Annotated in this window: 15 protein-coding genes and 1 pseudogene; 7 read left to right on the top strand and 9 right to left on the bottom strand. The window is 42.1% G+C overall.

Going from position 1 to position 25,549, the window contains the following annotated elements:
* The first annotated feature begins 6 nt into the window (after positions 1 to 6).
* Positions 7 to 3,114 (top strand): type I restriction endonuclease subunit R, encoded by a 3,108-nt coding sequence (locus H6G32_RS20760; RefSeq protein ID WP_190461683.1) that lies wholly within the window; start codon positions 7 to 9, stop codon positions 3,112 to 3,114.
* Positions 3,115 to 3,395: 281 nt separating this feature from the next.
* Complete coding sequence (locus H6G32_RS20755; protein WP_190461681.1) at positions 3,396 to 4,736, top strand: pentapeptide repeat-containing protein; 1,341 nt, start codon at positions 3,396 to 3,398, stop codon at positions 4,734 to 4,736.
* Positions 4,737 to 4,836: 100 nt separating this feature from the next.
* Here the strand turns inward: H6G32_RS20755 and H6G32_RS20750 are convergent, their stop codons facing one another.
* The 5 genes from H6G32_RS20750 to H6G32_RS20730 form a co-directional block, all read right to left on the bottom strand.
* The gene (locus tag H6G32_RS20750; protein WP_190461679.1) at positions 4,837 to 5,439 is read right to left on the bottom strand and encodes a cytochrome c oxidase subunit 3; all 603 of its coding nucleotides are present in this window, start codon (positions 5,437 to 5,439) and stop codon (positions 4,837 to 4,839) included.
* A 74-nt stretch (positions 5,440 to 5,513) separates the two neighbouring features.
* Complete coding sequence (gene ctaD / locus H6G32_RS20745; protein WP_190461677.1) at positions 5,514 to 7,181, bottom strand: cytochrome c oxidase subunit I; 1,668 nt, start codon at positions 7,179 to 7,181, stop codon at positions 5,514 to 5,516.
* 121 nt (positions 7,182 to 7,302) lie between these two features.
* Positions 7,303 to 8,217, bottom strand: coding sequence for a cytochrome c oxidase subunit II (locus H6G32_RS20740; RefSeq protein WP_190461675.1), 915 nt, complete (start codon positions 8,215 to 8,217; stop codon positions 7,303 to 7,305).
* Positions 8,218 to 8,311: 94 nt separating this feature from the next.
* Positions 8,312 to 8,929 carry a DUF2231 domain-containing protein gene (locus H6G32_RS20735; RefSeq protein ID WP_190461673.1) on the bottom strand — a complete coding sequence of 206 codons (618 nt, stop codon included), beginning with the start codon at positions 8,927 to 8,929 and terminating at the stop codon, positions 8,312 to 8,314.
* Complete coding sequence (locus H6G32_RS20730; RefSeq protein ID WP_190461671.1) at positions 8,926 to 9,426, bottom strand: DUF2231 domain-containing protein; 501 nt, start codon at positions 9,424 to 9,426, stop codon at positions 8,926 to 8,928. The genes H6G32_RS20735 and H6G32_RS20730 overlap by 4 nt, the downstream gene beginning before the upstream one ends.
* 1,210 nt (positions 9,427 to 10,636) lie before the next feature.
* Here H6G32_RS20730 and ovoA point away from each other — a divergent pair.
* The 5 genes and pseudogenes from ovoA (at position 10,637) to H6G32_RS20705 (ending at position 15,866) form a co-directional block, all read left to right on the top strand.
* Positions 10,637 to 11,995, top strand: a complete 1,359-nt coding sequence (gene ovoA / locus H6G32_RS20725) for a 5-histidylcysteine sulfoxide synthase (protein ID WP_190461669.1) — start codon at positions 10,637 to 10,639, stop codon at positions 11,993 to 11,995.
* Between the two features lie 84 nt (positions 11,996 to 12,079).
* Positions 12,080 to 13,058: pseudogene (gene egtD, locus H6G32_RS20720) on the top strand (L-histidine N(alpha)-methyltransferase).
* A gap of 35 nt (positions 13,059 to 13,093) precedes the next feature.
* Positions 13,094 to 14,212 (top strand): mechanosensitive ion channel family protein, encoded by a 1,119-nt coding sequence (locus tag H6G32_RS20715; RefSeq protein ID WP_190461668.1) that lies wholly within the window; start codon positions 13,094 to 13,096, stop codon positions 14,210 to 14,212.
* Between the two features lie 103 nt (positions 14,213 to 14,315).
* The gene (locus tag H6G32_RS20710; protein WP_190461666.1) at positions 14,316 to 15,257 is read left to right on the top strand and encodes a phytanoyl-CoA dioxygenase family protein; all 942 of its coding nucleotides are present in this window, start codon (positions 14,316 to 14,318) and stop codon (positions 15,255 to 15,257) included.
* A gap of 114 nt (positions 15,258 to 15,371) precedes the next feature.
* Positions 15,372 to 15,866 (top strand): DUF427 domain-containing protein, encoded by a 495-nt coding sequence (locus H6G32_RS20705; RefSeq protein WP_190461691.1) that lies wholly within the window; start codon positions 15,372 to 15,374, stop codon positions 15,864 to 15,866.
* A 204-nt stretch (positions 15,867 to 16,070) separates the two neighbouring features.
* On the opposite strand, the gene H6G32_RS20700 is transcribed toward H6G32_RS20705, so the two are convergent.
* From H6G32_RS20700 to H6G32_RS20685, 4 genes are all read right to left on the bottom strand, one after another.
* Complete coding sequence (locus H6G32_RS20700) at positions 16,071 to 17,597, bottom strand: glycine betaine ABC transporter substrate-binding protein (RefSeq protein WP_190461664.1); 1,527 nt, start codon at positions 17,595 to 17,597, stop codon at positions 16,071 to 16,073.
* Positions 17,598 to 18,017: 420 nt separating this feature from the next.
* The gene (locus tag H6G32_RS20695; RefSeq protein WP_190461662.1) at positions 18,018 to 18,776 is read right to left on the bottom strand and encodes an ATP-binding cassette domain-containing protein; all 759 of its coding nucleotides are present in this window, start codon (positions 18,774 to 18,776) and stop codon (positions 18,018 to 18,020) included.
* A 369-nt stretch (positions 18,777 to 19,145) separates the two neighbouring features.
* Entirely contained in the window at positions 19,146 to 19,634 is a 489-nt protein-coding gene (locus H6G32_RS20690; protein ID WP_190461660.1) for a response regulator, read from the bottom strand.
* Positions 19,627 to 25,341 (bottom strand): AAA family ATPase, encoded by a 5,715-nt coding sequence (locus tag H6G32_RS20685; protein WP_190461658.1) that lies wholly within the window; start codon positions 25,339 to 25,341, stop codon positions 19,627 to 19,629. Before H6G32_RS20685 ends, H6G32_RS20690 begins: the two co-directional genes overlap by 8 nt.
* Positions 25,342 to 25,549: the final 208 nt, after the last annotated feature.

The raw sequence follows: 25,549 nt of genomic DNA, 5'->3' as shown, positions 1-25,549 counted from the left end.
TAAAATATGCAGAATTTCGCAGAATCCACAGTCGAACAAGCCACCCTAGACTGGCTAGAAGAACTCGGATACACCCCCCTTAATGGTGCTGAAATCGCCCCCGACATACCCCACAGCGAACGCCAAGAGTATAACGATGTTGTCCTTATTAATCGCTTGCAAACCGCCTTAGAAATTATTAACCCCCAGATTCCCTTTGACACAATCCAAGACGCAATTAAAAAAATTACCCGCACCGAAACCCCCGTCTTAGAAGAAAATAACCGCCGCTTTCATCAATACCTCACAGAAGGGGTAGATGTTGAATACCAACAAAACGGACAAACTCATTATAAAAAACTTTGGTTAATTGATTTTAATGAAATTGATAACAACGATTGGTTAGCAGTTAATCAATTTACCGTCATTGAAAATAAAAATAATCGCCGCCCTGATGTCATCATCTTTATTAATGGTTTACCCATCGCTGTAATTGAACTCAAAAACGCTGCTAAAGAATACGCCACCATCAAAGGTGCATTTAATCAACTGCAAACTTATAAAAAAGATATCCCCTGTTTATTCCCCTATAACGAAATTCTCGTCATCTCCGATGTTGTTAATGCCAGAGTCGGAACCTTAACCGCAGATTGGGAACGGTTTATGCCTTGGCGTTCAGTTGATGGTGAAAATATCTTTCCTAAAGGACAATCAGAACTAGAAACTATTATCAAAGGCATCTTTAATAAAACTACTATATTAGATATTCTCCAATACTTTATCGTTTTTGAAGTTGACCAAGACACGATTATTAAAAAAATCGCCGGCTATCACCAATACCACGCTGTTAATAAAGCCATTACTGCTACCATCAAAGCCACCCGTTTAAATGGTGATCAAAAAGTTGGCGTAGTTTGGCATACTCAAGGCAGCGGTAAAAGCCTAACTATGGCCTTCTATGCAGGGAAACTCATTCAAGAACCAGACATGAGAAACCCCACCCTGGTTATCCTCACCGATAGAAACGACCTTGACGACCAATTATTTAATACCTTCTCATCCTGCGCTGATTTATTACGCCAAACCCCTGTTCAAGCAGAAAATAGGGAAAGTTTAACAGCATTACTCCAAGTTGCAGCGGGGGGAATTGTTTTTACCACCATCCAAAAATTTGCCCCTGAGACAGGTAACGAATATCCGGAACTTTCCCCCAGACGCAATATTGTTTTAATAGCCGATGAGGCACACAGAAGCCAATACGGTTTAAAAGCCAAAGTCGTTCAAAAAGATGATGAGGCTTATATTAAATACGGTTACGCTAAATATTTAAGAGAAGCCCTCCCTAATGCCTCTTTTGTGGGGTTCACTGGTACACCCATTACCCAAACTGATAAAAATACTGCTGCCCTGTTTGGTAATTATATCGATATTTACGATATTCAACGGGCTGTGGAAGATGAAGCCACGGTCAAAATTTATTATGAGGGACGACTGGCTAAACTAGATTTGGAACCAACAGAGCGTCCGAAAATTGACCTGGAATTTGAGGAAATCACTGAAGACGAAGAACTCACCAGCAAGGAAAAGCTCAAAAGCAGATGGGCAAGATTAGAAGCTTTGGTGGGTGCAGAAAAACGCATTGCTCAAATTGCTAAAGATATCGTCGCACATTTCGAGAATCGCACCGCAGCACCGGAACTCAGAGATGGTAAGGGGATGATTGTTTGTATGAGTCGCAGGATTTGTGCAGACTTGTATAATGCCATCATTCAACTTAAACCAGAATGGCACAGTGAGGACGATAGCCAAGGGTTTCTCAAGGTGGTGATGACTGGTTCCGCAGCTGATGAAGCAAAAATGCAACCCCACATCCGCAGTAAAAAACGCCGCAAAGATTTAGCTAAACGCTTCAAAAAAGCTGATGATTCTTTTAAATTAGTCATAGTCCGGGATATGTGGTTAACCGGCTTTGATGCCCCAAGTCTGCACACTCTGTATGTAGATAAACCGATGCAGGGACACAATTTGATGCAAGCGATCGCTAGGGTAAATCGCGTCTTTAAAGACAAGCCAGGGGGGTTGGTGGTTGACTACCTGGGCATTGCTGAACAACTCAAGGAGGCACTCAAAGACTACACCGAAAGCGATAGAGGGGAAACAGGCATTCCCACAGAACTTGCTTTAGCTGTGTTGCAAGAAAAATATGAAGTGGTGCAAGGGATGTATCACGGCTTCAACTACCAGAAGTTCTTTACAGGTAAGCCCACAGAACGAGTATCAATGATTCCCGCTGCCCTGAATCATATCTTAGGGCTGGAGGACGGTAAACAACGCTATATCAAGGCTGTAACTGAATTATCCCAGGCTTTTGCCTTAGTTAGCAGTACCGATGAGGCGATCGCTATTCGGGATGAAGTGGGATTTTTTCAAGCTATCAAAGCATCAATGGTGAAACATACCACAATTAACGGCAAAAGTCCAGAAGATGTTGATGCAGCAGTGCGTCAAATTGTCTCGAAAGCGATCGCTAGTGACCAAGTAATAGACATCTTTGCCTCCGCTGGACTGAACAAACCAAATATCGCTGTCCTCTCCGATGAATTTCTCGAAGAAGTGCGGGGTTTACCCTACCGGAACGTGGCATTAGAAGCCTTACAAAAATTAATCAATGACCAAATCAAAGCCAGTTCTCGCAAAAATTTGATTCAATCTCGTTCTTTTCGAGAAATGTTAGAAAACACCATCAAAAGATACCAAAATCGTGCTATTGAAACCGCCCAAGTCATCAACGAATTCATTGAACTAGTCAAAGCCATGAGGGAGGCACAGAAACGGGGTGAAAACTTAGGACTAACTGAAGATGAAACTGCTTTTTATGATGCCCTGGAGGTGAATGACAGCGCCGTTATCAGCCTGGGAGATGACACCCTGAAAGCGATCGCTCGTGATTTGGTAAAAGCCATCCGTTCTAATTTAACCATTGATTGGACGGTGAAGGAAAATGTCCGGGCTAAATTACGTGTGACAATTAAACGATTACTCAAAAAATATGGCTATCCACCCGATAAACAGGAGAAAGCAACGGCAACAGTTTTGGAACAAGCGGAGTTGTTATGCAAAGACTGGGTAGCTTAGATGACGGCATTCTTAAGGGAAATGTCACACTTGGAAGTTCAAAAATGCAATGGTGCAACCACCTACCTCACTCGCCGTATGCACCACCCAATACAAGCTAGGAAATCTACCAACAGAAGCAATATAGCAGTCCTAAATCATTTGTGAACACAAAGATACCCGACTTCTCTAAGAAGTCGGGTATCTGACTCACTTTATGTTCACAAATCAAATAGGATTGCTATAGCAATCAAAACATTAACATAAAAGAAAACTTAACCCAGTAAATACAAATTCTCTCTATGAACCATGACTTCTCTAATCAAAAACTCAGAGGGCGTTCTTTCAAAGGTCAAAACCTAGAAGGTGCAAACTTTACTTATGCAGATATTAGAGGTGCAGATTTTACTCAAGCTAATCTAACAGGTGCAGACTTTAGCCATGCCACAGCGGGACTACAAAAGCGTTGGGCTACTTTTTTACTCTGTACTTCCTTCTTGATATCTGGAGTTTCAGGATTTTTATCACCCTTCGTTGGAGTATTGATAATATATCTTATATTTTTTAATATTTCAGTCCAGGACGTGGTTATAGGCTGGACTATTTTAATAATAGTAATTGTTACTTCTATAAGTATCCTTCGCCAAGGATTAAATTCAGCCGGAGCCGTAGCCGTAGCCGTAGCCGTAGCCGTAGCCGGAGTCTTCGCCGGAGCCGGAGTCTTAGCCGGAGTCTTAGCCGTAGCCTTAGCTGGAGCCGTAGCCGTAGCCGTAGCCGTAGCCGTAGCCGTAGCCGGAGCCGTAGCCGTAGCCGGAGCCTTCTTCGGAGTCTTCAGCGGAGCCGGAGCCTTAGCCGTAGTCTTAGCCTTAGCCTTCTTCGGAATCTTCACCGGAGCCGGAGCCTTACTCTTAGCCTTAGCCGGACCCGGAGCCGAAGCCGGAGCCTTCACTGGAGCCGTAGCCGTAGCCTTAGCCTTAGCAGTACTGAGCGTCTACATTGCTTGGAAAGCGATGAGAGGAGATGAAAAATATTCTTTGGTTCGGAATATCGCTGTTGCTTTTGCAGCTTTTGGTGGTACAAGCTTTCGCGACGCAACTCTAACGGATGTTAATTTTATGGGGACTTTATTAAAAAACACAGATTTTAGAAAAGCTAATCTGACTCGTACCTGTTTCCACAAAACTCAAGAACTTGACCTTGTTCGCCCTGGTGTTAGCTATCTTCAGAACTCACAAGTACGCCAAGTGTTAATTACAGGTCAGGGACAAGGTAAAAACTTTGACCGTCAAGACCTGCGAGGTGTCAATTTTAAAAAAGCTAACCTAGCAGACGCCAGTTTTGTTGGTGCTGACCTCAGTGAAGCTAATTTACAAGATGCTGATTTATCTGGAGTAAAGTTAGTAAAGGCACAACTCAACAGCACGGATTTTACAGGTGCTACCCTGACAGGGGCATATATAAAAGATTGGGGGATTACCAGTGATACTAAATTTGATGGGGTGAGGTGTGAGTACGTTTATATGCAACTCCCCACCAAAGAGAACCCTGACCCCCTCCGCAAACCTGACAACAATGAAGAGGTATTTGCTGATGGAGAATTTGGAGACTTCATCAAACCAATTTTCGACACCCTCGACCTCTAGCATAACCAAGGTGTTGACCCCCATGCGATCGCTATTTTATTATTATTTAATATCAATAAAAAAATAAATCTTAAGGTGGGCATTGCCCACCCTAAAACACTTACTGCCAAACGTAGATGAGGAGAAACAAAACAATCCAAATGACATCAACAAAGTGCCAAAACAACGAAGTTGCATTAACGCCGTAGTGGCTTGTTTCGTAATTACCGGGAATGAAAGAACGCACCAAAATCATTAACTGCAACAACACACCGGTGAGAACGTGCAAACCGTGAAATCCTGTTAACAGATAAAACATTCCACCGAATGTCCCAGAAGTGAAGCCAAATTCTAGATGACTCCATTCAATCATCTGCCCAAGTAAAAAGTAGCTGCCCATCGCCATTGTTGCCAACAGATACAGACGAAACCCCTTTAAATTGTGGCGTTGTAGTTCCCGTTCTGCTAAATAAATCACAAAGCTACTGGCGACAAGAATAACTGTGTTGATTGCCGGTTCTTTAATTTCTAATCCTGAAACACCAGCCGGCAGCCAGTTAGGAGTTGTGGTTTTGTAGATGATATATCCAGCGAAGAAGCTGAGGAAAATCACGCTTTCAGAAAGTAGGAAGACGATGAAGCCAAACATTTTATTGCCTTCTTCATCATGTTCATGTTCACCACTTGCATGATGTAATTCATCGGGAATTAGAGAACTGTCCATTGGGGGAATTTTCCTTGTTTTGAAACGCAAAGTCACGCTAAGAGAAGCGCAGAGGGTACGCAGAGAACATTTCTTTATGAGTGACTTTCAAGGTTGGCTGTTAAGGGTTCAGATTTACCATAGCCGTAGGGTTCGCTGAGAATGATGGGGATTTCTTCAAAGTTCTCTACAGGGGGTGGAGAAGAAACTAACCATTCCAAACCAATTGCCCGCCAAGGGTTACTAGGTGCTTTCTCTCCTTGCATCCAAGAAATCACCATATTGAAAATGAAGGGCAAAGTTGACATCCCCAAAAGGAAGCCGCCGATGCTAGCGATGATATTCCAAAATGCGTATTCTGGAGCGTAGGAAGAAACTCGGCGTAACATCCCTTGTAAGCCTAAGGGATGCATGGGCAAAAAGTTGAGGTTTGTGCCGATGAATGCTAACCAAAAATGCATTTTTCCCCAGCCTTCTAAATACATCCGCCCTGTCATTTTGGGGAACCAGTGATAGATGGCTGCATATAAGCCCATGGTCACGGTACCGTAAAGGACATAGTGGAAGTGTCCAACTACGAAGTAGGTGTTGTTAACGTGAACGTCAACCGGCACAGATGAAAGCATAATTCCTGTGATACCGGCGAAGACGAACATTACTAAACCACCCAAAGCGAATAACATGGGGGTATCTAGTCGCAGTTTTCCGCCCCAGATAGTCGCCACCCAAGCAAATACTTTAATGCCTGTGGGAACTGAGACAAACATTGTTGTCAGCATGAAAATCAACCGCATCCAGCCAGGAGTGCCGCTAACATACATGTGGTGTACCCAAACAATGCCGCTGACTACGGCAATCAACATGGATGAAATGGCAACGACTTTGTAGCCAAATAGGGGTTTGCGGGAGTAAACCGGGAATATTTCTGAGAATATGCCGAAGATGGGCAGGATAATCACATAAACGGCGGGGTGGGAGTAGAACCAAAAGTAATGCTGGAACATTACTGGATTTCCTCCCTTGGAGGGATCAAAAAAGCCAGTACCGGCGGTTAAATCAAGGAGTAACATGACTGCGCCAGCTGTCAGCGCCGGTAGTCCGAAAAGTTGAATTATTTGAGCGCTAAATACTGCCCAAACAAATAGGGGCATTTTGAAGAAACCCATGCCTGGGGCACGCATTTTGACGATTGTCGTCACAAAGTTGACTGCCCCCATAATTGAGGACACGCCGGAGATTGCCACCGCTAATAGCCAGAGAACTTGACCATTAATCAAGTTACCTGTGGGGTTTTGTAAGCTTACTGGTGGATAAGACCACCAACCTGCTTGGGCTGGGCCACCAGGTACTAAGAAGCTACCCATTAACAAAATTCCCACTACCGGCACCATCCAAAAGGCGACGGCATTTAAGCGGGGAAATGCCATATCTCGCGCCCCAATCATTAAGGGTACTAGATAGTTAGCTAAACCAACTAATGAGGGAAATGTCCACAAAAACAGCATGATGGTGCCGTGCATGGTGAACATTCCGTTATAAACGGTACGGTCTATTAAGTCGGATTCGGGGGTAATCAGTTCTCCCCGAATCACCATCGCGAACATACCGCCGATGAGAAAGAAGAGGAATGAGGTAACGAGGTATTGGATACCAATTACTTTGTGGTCAATGCTAAAGCCGAAGTAGTCTTTCCAGTTGTTTGGAGGTGCATGGTGGGGTTTTTCACCATCAATACTCAGGCTTTCAATAGGAATATTAGTCATCGAATTTTGGATTTTGGGTTACTGATTTTAGATTGGCGAAAAAAGAGGTAGTCAATTTTAGATTTTGAATTTTGGATTTTGGATTTTTTTATTCCAAAATCTAAAATCGGCAGTCCAAAATCTAAAATTGGTTGACCAGGGTAGGTGCGGCAGGTGGAACTGTTACCCAACCTGTTTTTACTTTCTGGCTGGCTGCTTGGGCATATTCAGCAGCTGCTTGATTGTTTGCGGGAGTTAGCTTTTGGGTTGCAGCTTTTGCTAACCACTGCTGGTAATCTTCAGGTGATTGGACAACCACATCCGCTTGCATGGTGGCAAAATAGGTGCCGCTATATTGGGAGTCGGTGAGGTGATATTGACCGGGGCGGATGGGTGTGAATTCAAAATCAATCGTTTGATTGGGAATTATGTCTTGTTTGAGGCGGAATGCGGGGATGTAGAAGCCGTGCAGTACGTCTGCTGATTGCAGGGCTAAACGCACTCTGCGATCGCTTGGGAGATGCAATTCTGTACTGGTAACGTTGCTCTCTGGGTAGTGGAAAACCCAAGCCCACTGTTTAGCCAGTACGTCAATTTTTTCTACAGGTTCGCTTACAGCTGCCTCTTTGGAGGCTGCTAATGCTGTTTGTGTGGCTATGGGATTATGAACATGGAGATGTTCCGCTGGCCCTTGAATTCCCATTTGGTCATAGACTTGATAGCTATAGCTAGCAATCCACAGCACTAACATGATGGGAATGGCTGTCCAGACAACTTCTAGGGTGATATTACCTTCAATTGGGGGGCCGTCGCTGAGGTCATCTTCAGCCGCGCGATGGAAAATCAGGGAATAGGTGAGAGTAGCTGTCACTCCTAGAAAGATGAAGGCACCTAAGGTGACTAAGAAACTCAGCAAATCATCAATTAGTACAGATTCAGCTGCTGCTTGGGGGGGAAGCCAGGAATAAGCCTGCTGGCCAATCCAGTAGCTAAGACCAGAGATGGCGATCGCACCTACAATCAAGGTGGCAATATTTAAAGTCTTTCGGAGTGTCATAGTAGTCGTTGGTAATTGGTGAAGAGGTGATTGGGAAAAAGGTGATTGGGAAAAAGGAAAAAACTCTTACCCATTACCCATTACCCATTACCCATTACCTGAGATTTGTATTGATATCTTTGCCCAATCGCAGCAAACTATCTGCTGTGTTGTGGACGCCAAACTCAGCTGCTAATTGCGCTCCTAGTGTGCCGTGAATGTACATAACCAACATCACAGTCACCCCTACAAGCAGATAACTCCACTGCACTTGTCTATCTACTTGGTTGCTGATGTCCCGACTCCATACAAAGCGCTGCCATCCTCTCCAGACAGTCATACCAACAATCACTGCTAATAAGAAAACGCCGATTACACCATGCCAAATCATGGTTTCCATTGCCTGAAATCCCCAGGCACTCTTAACATCAGCTGGTGGAGTAGCCAGCAACATTTCATAAAAACCAGCCGCCACCGTGAAAAATGTAATGATGGATGCGGCTAACATGTTGTACCAGCCAACTTCAAAGAAATAGACCCGTTCAACAGAAATTGCCAGAAACTTGAAAACCCATTTGTCCAAGGGGAAAAGAACACCAACAATATCGAAGAGAATCCCAATAATAAACAAACCCAAAGTCAAATGGACTAAGTTGGGATGAATGGGAATAGTGTAAGGCAGTCCATTAGCGCCTAGTTGGCTACTCAATTGATCAATTAGTTCTGAATTCATGGCAAAAGACCGTCCTTAATTGCTTCCACAACTGGCACGGTATGCAGTCCATACACCCATACAAGTTGATCGCCGAGATATACTTGCATACTGACGATTAGGGTTAAAACGAAACCCGCTGCCATATAGTGAATTGGTAATTGGTGTGGGTTGCGGGTACGAAGTACATAGCGCCAAGCTGTAATCGCCGCGAGAATTCCCGAAAGCGACCAACCAATCAGAGTATGTTGATTTAGTACTGCTTTTGCTAAGTCGTAAGGTTCTGCTAAACCCGCTTCAAATTGACCGAAAATAACGGCAACAAAAACGGCGAGTGTCGCCACACACATATTCCACCAACCCACTTCAAAAAGCTGAGTTCTGCCAGTGAAATAGCCTATTAAATCGCAGAAAAATGCAAACAACACCATCGCAATTACGAAGTGGACAACGATGGGATGAAGGGTATCTGGGTAAGGTAAATTGTGGTCGTTTAACGACGTAAAAAGACTCTGCATGGCTTTCTCCTAGACATTTTTACTACTCCTAGACAGGAATTCAATAATCGATATAACCCCGCTAATATCACTACTAGCATTCACACCAAACTAGATTCTGTTCAATATCTGCGCGTTGTGACTCAATTCAGCAAGTGTCAGCTTTTGGTGACTAAATGGGGCGAACTTGCTGCAATTTATAGTGAATGATTTTGGTTCATTTTTTTCCTCATGCCAATAGTCTGCAACAGCAATTTTTGATGTGGCTGAACAAAATTACTGTTGATTGTTTGATTTACTAGCCCTATCTTTTAGCTTAAGTAAACTTTTGTGAATTGTCAAAAAATAAAGGTTAAGCCTTTAGAATTAGTTAGTTAGCAAAAAAAGAAATTTCAAAATGTAACTATTTTTGCTTTCTTTAAATATTATTAAATAAAAAAAATAATTTTAATGCCAAATATTTAACATTAATAAATTAAACCTTTGTAATTTAAATTACAGAAGTTTTAGGTTTGTTTGTGCAATTCCGAGAGCTTATTGTACAAACCTGTAAGGGAAACCACCTGGCTGCCCAAGCTTAGTCGATAGACAACTTGTTAAGGGGGAACTTCTATCCGCAAGGTAGAAGCTCCCGTTATATCCTTGCAGCTATAACGGGAGAGGTTCATATCGCTCTTTTGTCACTCTCGGAACACAAAAATCGAAGCGAGATTTTGCAACTATGATTTAATCAATGTTTGGAGCTTTATTTTTTTTTAGAAAAGAAAATTCATAGCCAAAAGGCGAAAACTAAAGCCCCGTAAACCTTTCAGCTATTACATTAGCTCAAAGTGGCACAAGAGGGATACAGCAGTTTTCGGTTAATTAGACCACTGTAGAGACAAGTCATGCTTGGACTCTACACGGGGAAAGAGTTTCTCTTGTGTGGTTCATTTACCTGAAAATAGCTGTAAATCATTAATCTGTTTCAAATCAGATATGCATGGCTTGTCCATTTTTGGGCGTCATTCAAACAGTTTTTTAACTTTTATTCAAAACTCTTGACCAAAACCATATTTTCACCAGATGATTGCTATTTGCCATACAATTCTTATCTTAATTTTGTTGTGCTTAAAATGCCAAATTTTGAGAAATTTGGTTAAATATTGCAAAATATCAGCGAGACGTGGCAGTTAAAGGTATAAATAAAGAAAGTGCATGATTACTCTGGGTACAACATTCAATTAATGTCATGGGTATAGTTACAACAATAAATAAACTGAGATGCGATCAAGCCCCCTCACTGGATCATTGTAGTCCCCAAAGCCTGCTCAACTACTTTGAAAATTCATGGGAACTTGAAGAAATACTCATGAAAAGTTTGGTCGGGGAAGAAACTTTCTATCTCAACCCTGATCCTTTAAGAAACCGTCTAATTTTTTATCTTGGTCACACATCTGTTTTTTACATCAACAAGTTAATAAGCGTTGGTTTAATAAAAGAGCGGATTAATTCACAATACGAAACCCTATTTGAAATTGGAGTTGATCCAGAAACGCCGACAGAACTTGATGCAGCTATCCAAGGAGTTAACTGGCCTGATGTAGAAGAAGTTTGGCAATATCGAGACAAGGCACGGGAGGCAATCACAGCAGTTATTCAAAACACTTGCCTACATCTCCCTATTGATCAACAGCATCCTTTCTGGGCTTTGCTGATGGGAATAGAACACAGTCGCATTCACTTTGAAACCTCTTCCATGCTGCTGCGTCAATTGCCTGTCGATCGCCTCAAACGCCCCCAAGGATGGAATTACGCACCTAGCAATGGTGACATTCCCAAAAATCAAAAGCGGGCGATTCCAGGTGGTGTGGTGAGTCTGGGAAAACCCAAGGATGATCTTACTTACGGCTGGGATAGTGAATATGGCGATCGCCAAGTTGAAGTTAAACCGTTTTTAGCTAGTCAGTGTCTAGTCACTAACGAAGAATTTCTAGAATTTGTGCAGCAAGATGGCTACAACAATCCAGACTACTGGAATGCTGAATCTTGGGCATGGAAACAACTCTACAACGTCCAATATCCCAAATTTTGGCTACCCATCCCAGATGGCTACCGCTATCGAGCTACATTCGATGAAATGGACTTACCCCTAGACTGGCCTGTAGAAGTCAACTACTACGAAGCGATCGCATTTTGCACTTGGAAAGGTAGAGAAACACGCTTGATGACCGAAGCCGAATGGAATCAAGCCTTACTCACATCCGAGGGAAGCCACTTATCAACTAACCACAATCTCAACTTACAATTCATTTCCCCCAGTCCAGTAGGAATGTTCAAACCAGCTAACAGCACTTCCGGTCTTTATGACCTGCGCGGGAATGTCTGGGAATGGCTAGCAGACACCTTTAACCCCCTACCAGGATTTCAACCCCATCCACTCTACAAAGACCAATCAGCACCCTTTTTTGATAGCAGACATCAAATGATGCTCGGTGGTTCTTGGGCTACTAACGGTTCAATGGCATTACCGTCCTATCGTAACTGGTTTCGTCCCTACTTTTATCAGCACGTCGGTTTTAGAACTGTTCAGGATTTGAGTCCTGTGTAATTTACAGTCTTTTACGCCCAGAGTCGCTCCATAAAATTAAAGAGTCAGGATTTTCCAAGATCAAACAATAGAAGGAATTAAAAAATGCTCATTAAACCTTTGACAATTCTTGATGATCACTATCAAGATTTAAACAATGATGGTGCAGATGTTATTCAAGGACTAACCCAAACACCAAAGAAGTTACCCGCCAAATATTTTTATGATGATCATGGTTCTGAACTATTTGAACAAATCTGTGAGTTACCCGAATATTACCCCACACGCACAGAAGCCTGGATTTTGAGCCAATACGCTGATGAAATTGCTCAAATAACGGGTTGCTCTGAACTAGTAGAATTAGGTAGTGGTAGTTCTACCAAAACTCGCCTTTTATTAGACGCATATCAAAAAATTGCCGATTCCTGTAGATATTTACCCATTGATGTCAGTGGGGGAATTCTCAAAACCAGCGTCCTCCAGCTACAAAAAAAATATCCTGATTTCTCAATTCATGGATTACTAGGAACTTATGAACAAGCCTTAACTCACCTAGAATCTAACTATTTGCAATCACGGATGCTGTTTTTCTTGGGAAGTTCTATGGGGAATTTTTCCTTACAAGAGTGTGATAAATTTTTAAGCCAAATTGCTCACACTTTAAAACCAGGAGATTACTTTCTATTCGGCATTGATTTACAAAAACCAACAGCAATTTTAGAAGCAGCCTATAATGACAGTCAACAAGTAACCGCTGCTTTTAATTTGAATATGCTCTCTCATTTAAATTGGCGTTTTCAAGGCAATTTCGATCTCAATTTATTTACCCATCAAGCAATTTATAATCAAGCTGATACCCAAATTGAAATGTATCTCCATTGCCAAGAAAGCCATTGCGTATCCCTAGACATTCTCAATTTAAAAAGTTTCTTTTCAAGCAGGAGAAAGCATTCTCACCGAAATTTCTCGTAAGTTCGATTTAGCAACTATGCAAAAACAACTTGCAGCCCAAGGACTTAAAACCGTGAAAACTTGGACTGATTCCCAACAGTGGTTTGGGTTAATTCTTTGCCAAGCTCAATAACTTTTCCAATTAACTTAACTACATCTTACTCCACTATGGAAGCAGTTTGGAACACGCTGAAGAATATCAATTACTCCGGCATCCCCATCGCCAAAATCCTTGTTATTATTCTTATACTGACGCTGACACAGGCTTTAAGGCGGTTTCTTGTTGCCGGAATCATCAAAACCATTGAGGGCTTCACTAGCAAAACCGAAACTAAACTCGACGATGAGTTGATCACAATTATCAAACCATCCTTAAGCTGGATGATTCTCATCGGTGGACTGTGGCTAGTCAAGGAGATTTTGGCAGAAAATATTGGGCTGCAATTAAGCGAAACAATCACTAAAATTCTCAACTTAATCGTTGTTTTCATAGTAGCTTATGTTGTATATCGCGCCTCTTCAATCTTGGGGCAGATAATTGCTAACATGTTGCTGCATACAGACACTGAGCTTGATGAATTGCTCAGACCATTGATGCCGAAAATATTTCAATCGGCAGCAATTATCGTCATCACAATTAAGGTAAGTGAAATATTTTTAGGACAATCAGCCGCTGCCCTTGTTGGTTTATTAGGTGGTGCTGGTATCACTATAGGGCTGCTGCTCAAAGATATTGTTTATGACTGGTTTTGTACTCTAATTATCTACTCTGATAATCTCTATAAAGAAGGTGACTGGGTAGGAATATCAGGAGTAGATGGGTTTGTGCAAATCCAAAGTATTGGATTTAGAACTACAACACTGCATCTAGCTAAATGGGGTTCTATTCTGAAAATGCCCAACTCTCGCATGATTTCTGGAATTGTAGAAAATTGGTCACAAAATCCTGGTAAAGAGTTAAAATGGGGACTGAATTTAATTCTCAGTATTGACGGAATTTCTGCACAACAAACTGCCAGAATTTGCGATAATATTCAAGAACTACCAAAACATATTTCTGGTTTTTCGCCATCTTGTACAGTGCGCTTCAAAAAAATAGAACAGAATGCCCGCGTGATTGAAATTATGGCTTTTGTTAATGATGACAATCTTTACTTTGATGCAGAAAAGAAATTAAATCTAGCAATACTAGAAGTCTTGGAGAAAGAGGGCATCGATTTTTTGTCTATACAACTAGAAGCCGACCTAGAAAGCTATAAACCGAGCAGACAAACAGCCAACAATTAATGACAAAAGCTCCAATTTTAATTTAAGGCTTTCCTTTGGTGCAACAGGAAAGAATCCAACTGCTGCATCATACTAATATCAGCAAACAATCAAAGGAACAATCATGACAGAAGATACAATTTTAAGAAAAGCCATCCCATTAGAAGATTTAATTTCAGTTCTCCCCCAGCTAGAAGATATTAATTATTGGCTGAATCTTAACCCAAATTCCACTATTTCTGATCATCCCTTTGCGGATTTTTCAACCCTTCCTAAAACTGATGATAAAATACTAGATAAGTATGCTTTACAACTGCGAGAAGAAGGCTATTTTCAAACAAATCCGTTAATTCCTATTGCTACGCTTCAGGAAATGAACGAGTGTATTAATCAGGTAAGAAAAGCTGGCTTACCTCCAATGTTTGCCCTCGTCTATGATGTTTTTTATCAAGCATTTGGCTACTTTGACTCAACTTTGTCGGGAATTCTTGGCTCAAATTATAAGCTAGTTCCGAATTTCTGGGTTTACTATATAGATGCTGTTGATACAGGCAAGGGATTTGAACCTCATCGTGATGCAGAGTATGCAAATACTATAGATACTAACGGTATGCCTACAGTGCTTACTATTTGGATTACTATTACTGATGCTACTCCCTTGAATTCATGTATGTATATACTACCCTTAAACCGAGATCCTCAATATGCTGATGCTATTACAGATTTGAAAACACCAGCAAATCAATTTGCATTGGAAGATATTCGAGCCTTACCGACAAAAGCGGGGATTCTTTCTTGTTGGAATCAGTATGTCTTTCACTGGGGTAGTCGCAGTAGTAAACGCGCTCCAGAACCGCGAATTAGCTATGCTGCTTATTGCCAAAGAGGAGATATTGCACCTGTAGATGATGTGATGATTGATATCCCATCAGTAGTTGATTTTTCAACAAGGTTAGGTTTAATTTGTAGAGGTTTATATCGCTATTCTTATGCGAGTTTTCAACACTCAGAAAAAGCTCAACCTGTGCTAGAATTTTTTCACAAGCATAAGGCAAATCTCAAATAGAAATTATACAACTCTCTCATTCAAAGACTGTTTTAGCGTGCGTCAGATAGGATAAATATGTTCATGGTAAAATGCATCCTATCGATACTAATTTAGACTGAACATTTTATGGCTATGCAACCAAATCCTATCCCCCCACAACCAGGTCAAGAATCAGTTTGGGATTATCCCCGTCCGGCTCGTTTAGAAGATACTAATAAACATTTAAAGATAATTTTTAATGGTATTGTTTTAGCAGAAACTAACAAAGCTAAAAGAGTTTTAGAAACTAGTCATCCTCCTGGATATTATATTCCTGCTGAAGACATTAAATTAGAATATTTAATAGCCACACCCAAAAAAACTTGGTGTGAATGGAAAGGTGTATGTCAATACTATGATGTATCGGTGGGTGATAAATATATCAATTATGCGGCTTGGCGATATATTCAACCAACTGCTGATTTTGTTTCAATTCAAGAATACTATAGTTTTTATGCAAGTTTAATGGATGCTTGCTATGTGAATGATGAGCTAGTTTTAGCTCAAACTGGCGATTTCTATGGGGGATGGATTACTTCTGATATTGTCGGGCCATTTAAGGGCGAACCAGGGACAAAATGGTGGTAACTATAAAAAACTAGATTCCCGACTTCTTTAAGAAGTCGGGAATCTTTATTGTAGGGTGTGTTACGGCTGACCTAACGCACCGAAAACCAAAAAATGTACCGTACTTTCTGGTCTAACATATCATACATCTTATTAGTTAAATACTAAGAGTTTAATGCTCTTTCAGACTCCCAACTTATTAGAGATGTTGGGAATTTTTCATAGTTAAGATTTAGACTTAAGCCACTCACGCACCACATCTTCAACTGGACGAGATTGATTATCAACTTGATAATTCATTTTTTGGATTTCTTCAGTGGAAATTAAACCAGCTAATTGATTAATTGCTTCCCCTAACTCTGGATATTTTTTCAGAATTCCTTGATTAAAGATAGGGACAGCTTCATAAGGTGGGAAATATTTCTTGTCATCTGCTAAAATGACTAAATTTAGAACAGGAATTAAGCCATCTGTAGAATTGGCTGCTATCAAATCTACTTTCTTTTCCTTTAAGGCTTGATACATCAATCCTAACTCCATTTGTCGGGGAGATTTGGCAAATTTTAAGCCATAAGTCTTTGCTAACCCTGGATAACCATCTGCTCGTTCTAGAAATTCATATCCAAATCCTGCTTGCATTTGAGGAGTATATTTAGCTGCTTCGGAAAGGGTTTTAATCTGCAAACGTTTAGCATCTTCACCCCGAATAATCATCGCAAAGGTGTTGTTAAATCCTAAAGGCTGCATGACTTGTAAGTTAAATTTCTGTTCGTAGTCTTGTTTGACTTGTTGATATACTATTTGAGGGTTACTGATAGATTGCTGTTTCAAGACTGCTGTAAACGCCGTTCCTGTGTATTCCACATAGCCTGCAATTTGACCTGTTTTCACAGCTTCATGACAGATAAAAGTTCCCCCTAAATTGAAGCGGCGATCAACTTTTAATTTAGTGTGAAATTCAATTTGTTGAGCTAGTAATTCTCCTAATATATATTGTTCTGTGAAATTTTTTGAGCCGATAACAATTCTTGGCGCTGTTTGCCGAAATGTAAAGGCTATTAATCCCACAATTAGTAAGGTTAATATGCCTAAAGAAATTGCAAGTTGACGATTAACTTTTCCCTTTTTGTCTCTTTGCAGTGTCAACCGTTTTTCTACCCATCCCAAGCCCAAATCTGCCCCTAAGGCGATAAAAGCGGCGGGTATGGCTCCGGCTAGAATTAATTGATTATTAACCGTAGAAATGCCCCGAAAAATAAATACCCCCAACCCACCGCCACCAATAGCCGCTGCAATAGTGGCAATTCCCACAGAGATAACTGTTGCTACCCTGACTCCTGCCAAAATCACCCCTGAGGCTAGGGGAATTTCTACCTGAAATAGCAATTGCCAGTCTGTCATTCCCATTCCCCTTCCTGCTTCTCGAATTGCTGGATCGACGGTATTAATGCCGATATAGGTATTACGAATTAGGGGAAGTAAAGCATAGAGAGTCAAGGCGACAATGGCAGGAATTTTGCCAATTCCTCCCAGAAATGGCACAGAGATGAGAAAGCCAAAGATAGCTAAACTGGGAATGGTTTGCAGGGCATTAGCTAAACCGAGAATGGGTTGGGCGAGTTTTGGTTGACGAGTGATGACAATGCCTAGAGGAATGCCGATGGAGATGGCCACTAGCATGGCGATCGCCACTAATACTAAATGTTCCCCGGTGCGGAGAAGGATTTCTGGGGCGTATTGGATTAAAAACAAGGTTAAATCCTTAAAGTGAACTACCCCAACCTATAGACGGACGGGGCTTTCCAATTCATCGGGAATAGCCTCTAGGACTCCGTAGTTCTATTGGTCTGACATTCCCTCCAAAGGCAGAAGTCCTTCTAAGACCCAAATCTTTTTCTTGCAACACTTACCTAGTTAGCTTAGTTTTCGCTTGGGGCATTGCTGGTCAAGATACTCGCCATTTTATCAGAAAAATTGGTGATTCCGCACTACGTGCCGAAGAGCGAGCATACCAACATTATCTGATGTATGAGGAAAGGCAAATATTTCTGGCATTAAGTTACTATAATATGTATATAGATGTAAGACCAATTCGAGGACGCAAATCCAAGATGCGGCAATCTTCCGTGAAGTTGGAAGCCCACACTGACCTGACGGTAAAGTGTGGGTAGTTCACGCGCTTTTTTCCCAAGCATTTAAACAAGCTATAAAAGCCTTGGCCTCTGGATGTTGAGATTGGAGGAATTCTGCCTTCGTTCCGAGAACGACTAAATTTCCTTCATACATCAACCCAATTCGAGTAGCTAGGAAGAAAGCTTCTTGAATGTCGTGGGTGACAAAGATAACTGTTTTTCCCAGTTGCCTTTGCAAGTGGTGGAACTGTTGTTGTAATTCTAGGCGAGTGATGGGGTCGAGTGCCCCAAAAGGCTCATCCATCAATAATATGGGCGGGTCGGCAGCTAATGCCCTAGCCACACCCACCCGCTGACGCTGACCGCCAGATAGTTGATTTGGATAACGGTGGGCAAATGTTTCCGGATCTAAATCAACTAAGTGTAACATTTCATAGACTCGCGCTTCAATCCGCTGTTGTGTCCACTTTTCTAAAGAGGGGACAAGTCCAACATTTTCGCCGACGCTAATGTGGGGAAACAAGCCTATGTCCTGGATCACGTAGCCGATGCGCCGCCGCAGTTGAATGGCATCCCAATCAGTCGTAGGGCGATTGTTGACTAAAACTTGCCCTTGAGTGGGTGTGAGGAGGTGATTGATTAATTTTAAGGTGGTGGTTTTGCCGCTACCACTGCGTCCTAGTAAGACGAGGGCTTCCCCTTGGTAGATGGTGAGATTCAAGTGGGATAACAGGGGACGGCGATTGATCTGGAAGCTGACATCCCGAAACTCAACGGCAATTTCTGGTGCTGGGGACATGAGAGTTTGGTTAAACAAATAAAGATTGGCTTGTCGTCAAGCGATCGCCTATTTCAGATTCACAAATTTTCAAAGTGGGCGATGAGACTTGATCCAATTTACTAGCCCCATCTTTTAGCTTAAGTAAACTTTTGCAAATTGTCAAAAAAATAAAGATTAAGCCTTTAGAATTAGATGATTAAGTTAGCAAAAACAGTAATTTGAGATTTAACCATTTTTGCTGATCTTTAAATATTTTTAAGTAAAAATAATAATAATATGAAGTCTCTAACATTAATGGGTTTACCGTTTAACCCTGTGGTGGTTGATCCACTACTAATGACTAGGCTTTCAAACTTTGAGTAAGTTTGAGTAGGTTTGGTTGAGCGGTTAGTAAATTTTGTCAATCGGTAGTCGGTTAAACAAGACCCAATAAAACCCAAGCTGCTGGACTGCATGGTTGAATTGTTCAAAATCGACAGGTTTGACGATGTAGCTATTCACCCCCAGTTGGTAACTCTCGATCACATCACGATCTTCGGCAGAAGAGGTCAGCACCACAACTGGAATGGTTTGAGTGCGTGGGTCAGACTTAAGTTGCCGTAAAACTTCCAATCCATTCACCTTTGGCAGTTTCAAATCCAGCAAAATGACTTTGGGTTGATTCGTCATGGTACGGTGGGCATAGTTTCCGCGACAAAAGAGAAAATCGAGGGCTTCTGCTCCATCTTGGAGCCATTGGACGTGATTTCCAATTCTGCCGCGACGTAATGCTCGCATAGCTAGTTCTGCATCAGCAGGATTATCTTCAACTAACACAATAGAAATCGGTTGCTCAAAAGATGTATCAGTGGGCTGATCAATGGGTTGGTCAGTCATTGGTTATTATATTGGGAAGGGTGAAATAAAAAGTTGCGCCTTGATCGACCGCTGCTTGGGCCCAAATGCGCCCACCGTGACGTTGAATAATCCGTTGAACGATCGCTAGTCCAATACCTGTACCTTCAAATTCTTGTTCGCGGTGCAGACGTTGGAAAACTCCAAACAGATTATTGGCATACTGCATATCAAATCCTGACCCATTATCTCTGACAAAGTACACTCCTTCACCATCCATAACCTCATAACCCACTTCAATATGGGCAACGGATTTGTAGCGGGTGTACTTGATTGCATTTGATAACAGGTTAATCCAGACTTGTGTTAACAGGGAAAGGTCAGCTTGACAGATGGGTAAATTAGCGATCGCAAATTCAATCTGACGACCAGACCATTCTGGGGTCAAATCACGCAGCACCTGTTGAATCAACTCATTAACTAACACAGGCTGCTTGGACATTTCCTTCCTATCCAAACGGGATAAATTCAACAAATCATCAATCAACTCACCCATGCGTTTGGCATTATCCCGGACAACTTTTAAGTAACGATTGGCTTCGGCATCAAGCTGCTTACTGTAGTCTTCTTGGATCATTCTCGAAAAGCCATCAATCGCCCTTAAAGGTGCCCGCAAATCATGAGAAACAGAGTAGGAAAAAGTCTCCAATGCTTTGTTAGCAGCTTGTAATTGGGCAGTCCGCTGGATCACCCGTTCTTCCAATTCTGCATTAAGTTGTAGGACTTCTGCCTCTACCGCTTTGAGGGTGCTGATATCCCGCATAATAGTAGAAACATATTCCACACTGCCATCCCTTGCTTTGTGAGCAATGATCATTTGAGAAACCGGTATTTCTCTGCCATCACTGCTCAACAAAGCAGTTTCACCAACCCAGATACCATCTTGTATAGCTGCCGGAATTCCTTGATTTTGGACAATTTCTAATGCCCATTGGGGATGGCATTTGGAGATAATCACGTTAGAGAGGTCTGCATCCAGCGGTATACCTGACAGTTTCTTGGCTTGAGCATTATTCCAGAAAATATTGCCTTCAGGAGTACACATGCCAATATAATCAGTGGATGCTTCTATGATGGCGATCATGCGATCGCGGTCTTTTTCTGCCCTTTGGCGATCGGTAATTTCAGCCCTTAAAGATGCATTCAGTTCTGCCTGATGCTTTAATAGACGAGCATTGTCAATAGAAATAGCTGCCTGAGTAGAAAGTAAATGCAGGATTTCAATTCGCTCTGGCGTAAATGCATTAGTGGTGAGATTGTTTTCTAAAAAGACGATTCCAGTCAGTTTTCCCTGGTTCAACAGGGGCGCACAAAGAATTGATTTCGATTGGTGCTGCACAATCCAAGGGTCAGATTGAAAGTTGCCTGATTGAGCAGCATTGTCGAGGATGATGCTTTCTTGAGTGCGAGCCACATAATTAATCAGGGCAGTTGGCAAGTAAGTAGTGCCATCTGTTGAGATTAAGTCCAGGGGAATTGATTGCAAAACGGCTATTTTCTGATCACCAATCGACCCAATCGCCTCAATCCGCCATTCGTCTTGTGTTGGCAAAATTAAGTACCCTGTTTGCGCCCCGGCATTCTCAATTAAGATGGTCATCAGTTTTGCCAGGAGTTTATCTAACACAATTTCACTGGCGATTGCCTGGGATGCTTTCAACACCGTTTCTAGATCAAGTGCTTCTAACTTAGTTGCAGCGGATTGTCTAGTGTCAACCTTACCTGTGCTAGTCATTGGTGACCGCAGTTCTAGCAGTTGGGGATAGCGTCTTTGCAAATCCTGAACTTTAGCCATTGCCCCCCACCTTAAATAACCATACCTCGCCTCTTGCAGATAGGCTTTGGCGATTGTCATCCGGTTTTTTGCCAAATGAAACTTTGCTGCTAATTCGTTGGCTAGAGCTTCTTCCTGGAGGTATTCGTTTTCTCTTGCCAAGGCGATCGCGCGATCGTAGGCATCCATTGCTGCCGCTACCTCACCCAACACCCGATACCGTTCTGCTTCTACCAAGTGCCACTTGTGTAGATAATTCATCGGGGCATGGTGCGCCCAATTTTGCATTTTTTCCTGATTTTCTGCTACCTGTTGCAGCAACTCTGACTGTTTTGAGGGATCTGTCTCTGCATACACCGCCAGTCGGGCTAGAGAATCGTAGAACCGAAACATAGCAACCAACGCCGATCCGGTCATGGCACGCATATATTCTTGTGCGAGAACAGCATTTGTAATCGCCCCCTTTGCATCGTCAAACAGGTAACACAGAAATAATTTATTCAGGTAACAATAGAACAAACCTCCGTGAAAATTGGTTTGTTGCATCTGGGGTAGCCGAGTTGCTTCATCATAAGCTTGACCCGATAAAATACCAGGTGCAGGAACCTTCTGAATCAAGTTCAAAACAGTTTGCCAGCAAATATCTATGAAATGAATGCCAGCTGAATGCTGGATTTGTTTCACTGCCTGGGCATAACTGGTCAAATGAAGTTGTAGTTCAGACAGGGGTTGACCTACTGCAAATGCATAACTACAGAAATGCATGGCAGCGTAGCCAGCAAACTCGAAATCGCCCTGCTCAATCCCAACTTGATAGCAATCCTGGAGTGGCTTAAGACTTTCTCTCAAGTGTGTTTTCCAAACATTAATCTGGTCGCTAACCGGGAATAAGGTTCTGGCTTGAATGGGTTTGGCATCTAAGCGCTCCAGCAGAACTAACGCCAGTTGACCAAATTGATAGCCTGCATCAATCTCAAATACAACTCCACAGAGAATAATCCCATAGGCGGCATAGGCAAAGGGAGCCAACATCATATTTCCGTACTCAACCAGCAAATCCACCATCTTGAGTACAGTCAGCAGAAATAGGGGAGGTACTGCCAAATAAGCTGATGCACACATACTTGTCAACAGCTGCATTGCCGCCAGCACCTCTGGCTCAGACATGATTGGCAGGTCAACCAAATCTTCAATGGCTCTGTTTGCTAATTTTGAGGCAGTTGCCGAGATTGCTTGTTGCACATCCTCAAAAGTTGGCTGGTTGGGGAGATGAACTCCTAATTTTTCTAGTAAGTGTAAACCAATCTCAATCGCCTCTAGCAATTTGCTTTGAGCAACATAAGTCTGAATCTTGACATCGTAGACTTTTAAGCTGGCTAGTAGGGTTTTGGCATGATCAAGTACTTGTTGGCACAGTGGCTCTACTTGCTCGAAATTACCGCTAAGATAGGCCGCTTCTGCCGTGGCACTATACAGGGTAAGGGTAAAATCATAGTTAGTTTGCCAGCTATCTGTTGTCAGCAGATCCAAACCAGTTTGCAAATATCGCCAGGCAGCTTCATAAGCAGCTGATGCCTTGGCTTTTTCCCCTGCCATGAAGTTTAACCGAGACAAATTATCCTGCTCGGATTGAGTTTTTATCAGTTTTCTGCCCAGGTTCAGTTGGTTGGTGATATCAAAAATTTTGTATTCTAGCTGTTCGGGGGCAGTGATATGCCACAAACACTGTCCCACTTGCCAATGAGTCTTGATTTGCTCGGCTTTCGGAAGGAGAGAATAGGCGGCTTGTTGAATGCGATCGTGAACAAATTTATATTCAATTGTCGGTCTGCCAGGCAGTGGTACATTGAACACCACTGATTTGTGGGCATTGCTCATGGGCAAAATCAACCCTTGGGCGATCGCCACTCCCAAAATCTGGGCGGTTTCTCGAAGCGATAGTTCAGCGGCATAAGCTAGCGTTTCTAGATTAAAAGAGTTGCCAATGCAGGCAGATAGCCTCAACACTTGCTGCGTCTTAGGGTTGAGCTTCTGAATCTTGCTGGCCATTAAATCGACCACATTATCGGTAATGCCCTGATTCTGAATTTGCTCTATCGACCATTGCCATTTTTTGGTTTGGCGCTCAAATTTCAGTAGCCCTTCGGTGTAGAGAGATTTCAAAAATTCATTCATGAAAAAGGGATTACCACCAGTTTTTAGTTGCACCAGTTCGGCTAAGAGCAGGGTATCCTCTGGTTGGCAGTGCAATGTATCGGCAATCAGCTGATTGATATCAGGTAAGTTCAATGCTGCCAGAGAAAGTTGGTTTACCACTCCTCCACTCTGCCGGATTTCATCCACCGTTTGGATCAGGGGATGAGCGGCATTTACTTCATTATCCCGGTATGCCCCAATCAACAACAACGATTGTTTTTCGGTGGTGGTAGCTAACAGTTGAATCAGCTTCAGCGAAGCATTATCTGCCCACTGAAGATCATCCAAAAAGATGACGAGGGGATGTTCTGACTGAGTAAAGACGCGAATGAAATTTTGAAAGACTTGATTAAAGCGATTTTGGGCTTCTGTCGGCGGCAGAACAGGTACATCTGGTTGATTTCCCACAATCAATTCCAATGCTGGAATTACTTGAGTTATCACTAGACTGTTAGATCCCAGCGCCACTAAGAGCTTTTCTCGCCACTGACTCAACCGTGCTTCATCTTCAGTCAATAATTGTTTGATTAGCGATTCCAAGGCTTGGGCGATCGCAAAGTAAGGGATATCACGCTGATACTGGTCAAATTTGCCCGAAACAAAATAGCCCCGTTGTTGTGTAATCGGCTTATAAATTTCCTGCACCAATACTGACTTGCCAATACCAGAATACCCAGCAACGAGCATCATCTCGACTTGGGAGGAAGACACAGGGACATTTTCACTCTCTAGGTTTTTGCATCTCCCCATCTTTGCGTCATCTTTACCTGCTACTCTGTCAAACGCTGCTAATAAGGTCTCAACCTCCTTTTTTCTACCATAAAGTTTTTCAGGGATATAAAACTGATCGGAAATATCTTGTTGTGCTAAGGTAAAAGACTCTATTCGTCCCGTTTGTTGTAACTGAATCAGACATTGTTCTAAATCATTTATAATTCCCCCAGCACTTTGATACCGCTCCTCCGCTGTTTTAGCTAACAATTTCAGGATAATTTCTGAAACCATCATAGGAATTTCTGGATCGATAACATGAGGTGGAATCGCTTCTAGAGCCAGATGATGATGAATTAACTCTAGGGGATCGCTGGATTCAAATGGCAGTCGATGAGTTAACAATTGATAGAAGGTCGCACCCAAAGAGTAAAAATCAGTTCGATAGTCCAGAGAACGGTTCATCCTGCCTGTTTGCTCTGGAGATATGTAAGCCAGGGTTCCCTCTAATACTGTTGGACTTTTGAGAGTTAAGGTCTCCCGCGATAGGGCAGTTGAAATACCAAAATCAATAATTTTAAGTTGTTGTGTTTTTGGATTAAAAACAATATTGGATGGATTAATATCCTTATGAATTATTTTGGCGCTATGAATCTCATTTAAACTTTTAGCTATTTGAATAGCTAACTTGAGAAAATCTGTTAACATAAACCTGCTTTTAGCTATGATCTTTGCTAAAGACTTCGCTCCAAAATCCTCCATGATGATAATTAAATTACTTTGATATTGCTGCAAATCGTAACATTTGATCACACCTTCCAGTGACAAGCTGTGGGTAATTTCGTATTCGAGTTTATATCGGGTCATTTCCTCTGGTGTGGGGTATTCTTTCTTCAAAATCTTGAAGATTACAGGCAAAGAATCCCGTTTACGAATTCCCCGATAGACATATGAATTAGCACTTTCGTGGATTTTTTTCTGAATTTGATAACCCGGAATTGTAATCATAGTTCAACCACCTTCAATAGGTACACTAATGCAGAAAGCCGGGTTGACTCTAAACCTATATTCTACAATAGCCGAACTCCTGATTAACCCATTGATCTACACTGGAAGCATTATCAAGTTAAGTTAACTGAGCGGGGTATCTAACAAAAGACTATCTCTCCCTTGAGCGCAGTCAGAAGATGAGCCAGCCATTTGAACGCCACTCCTG

The organism is Cylindrospermum sp. FACHB-282, from assembly GCF_014697195.1.
GTDB lineage: Bacteria > Cyanobacteriota > Cyanobacteriia > Cyanobacteriales > Nostocaceae > Cylindrospermum.
This window is presented reverse-complemented; position numbering and strand designations above follow the sequence as displayed.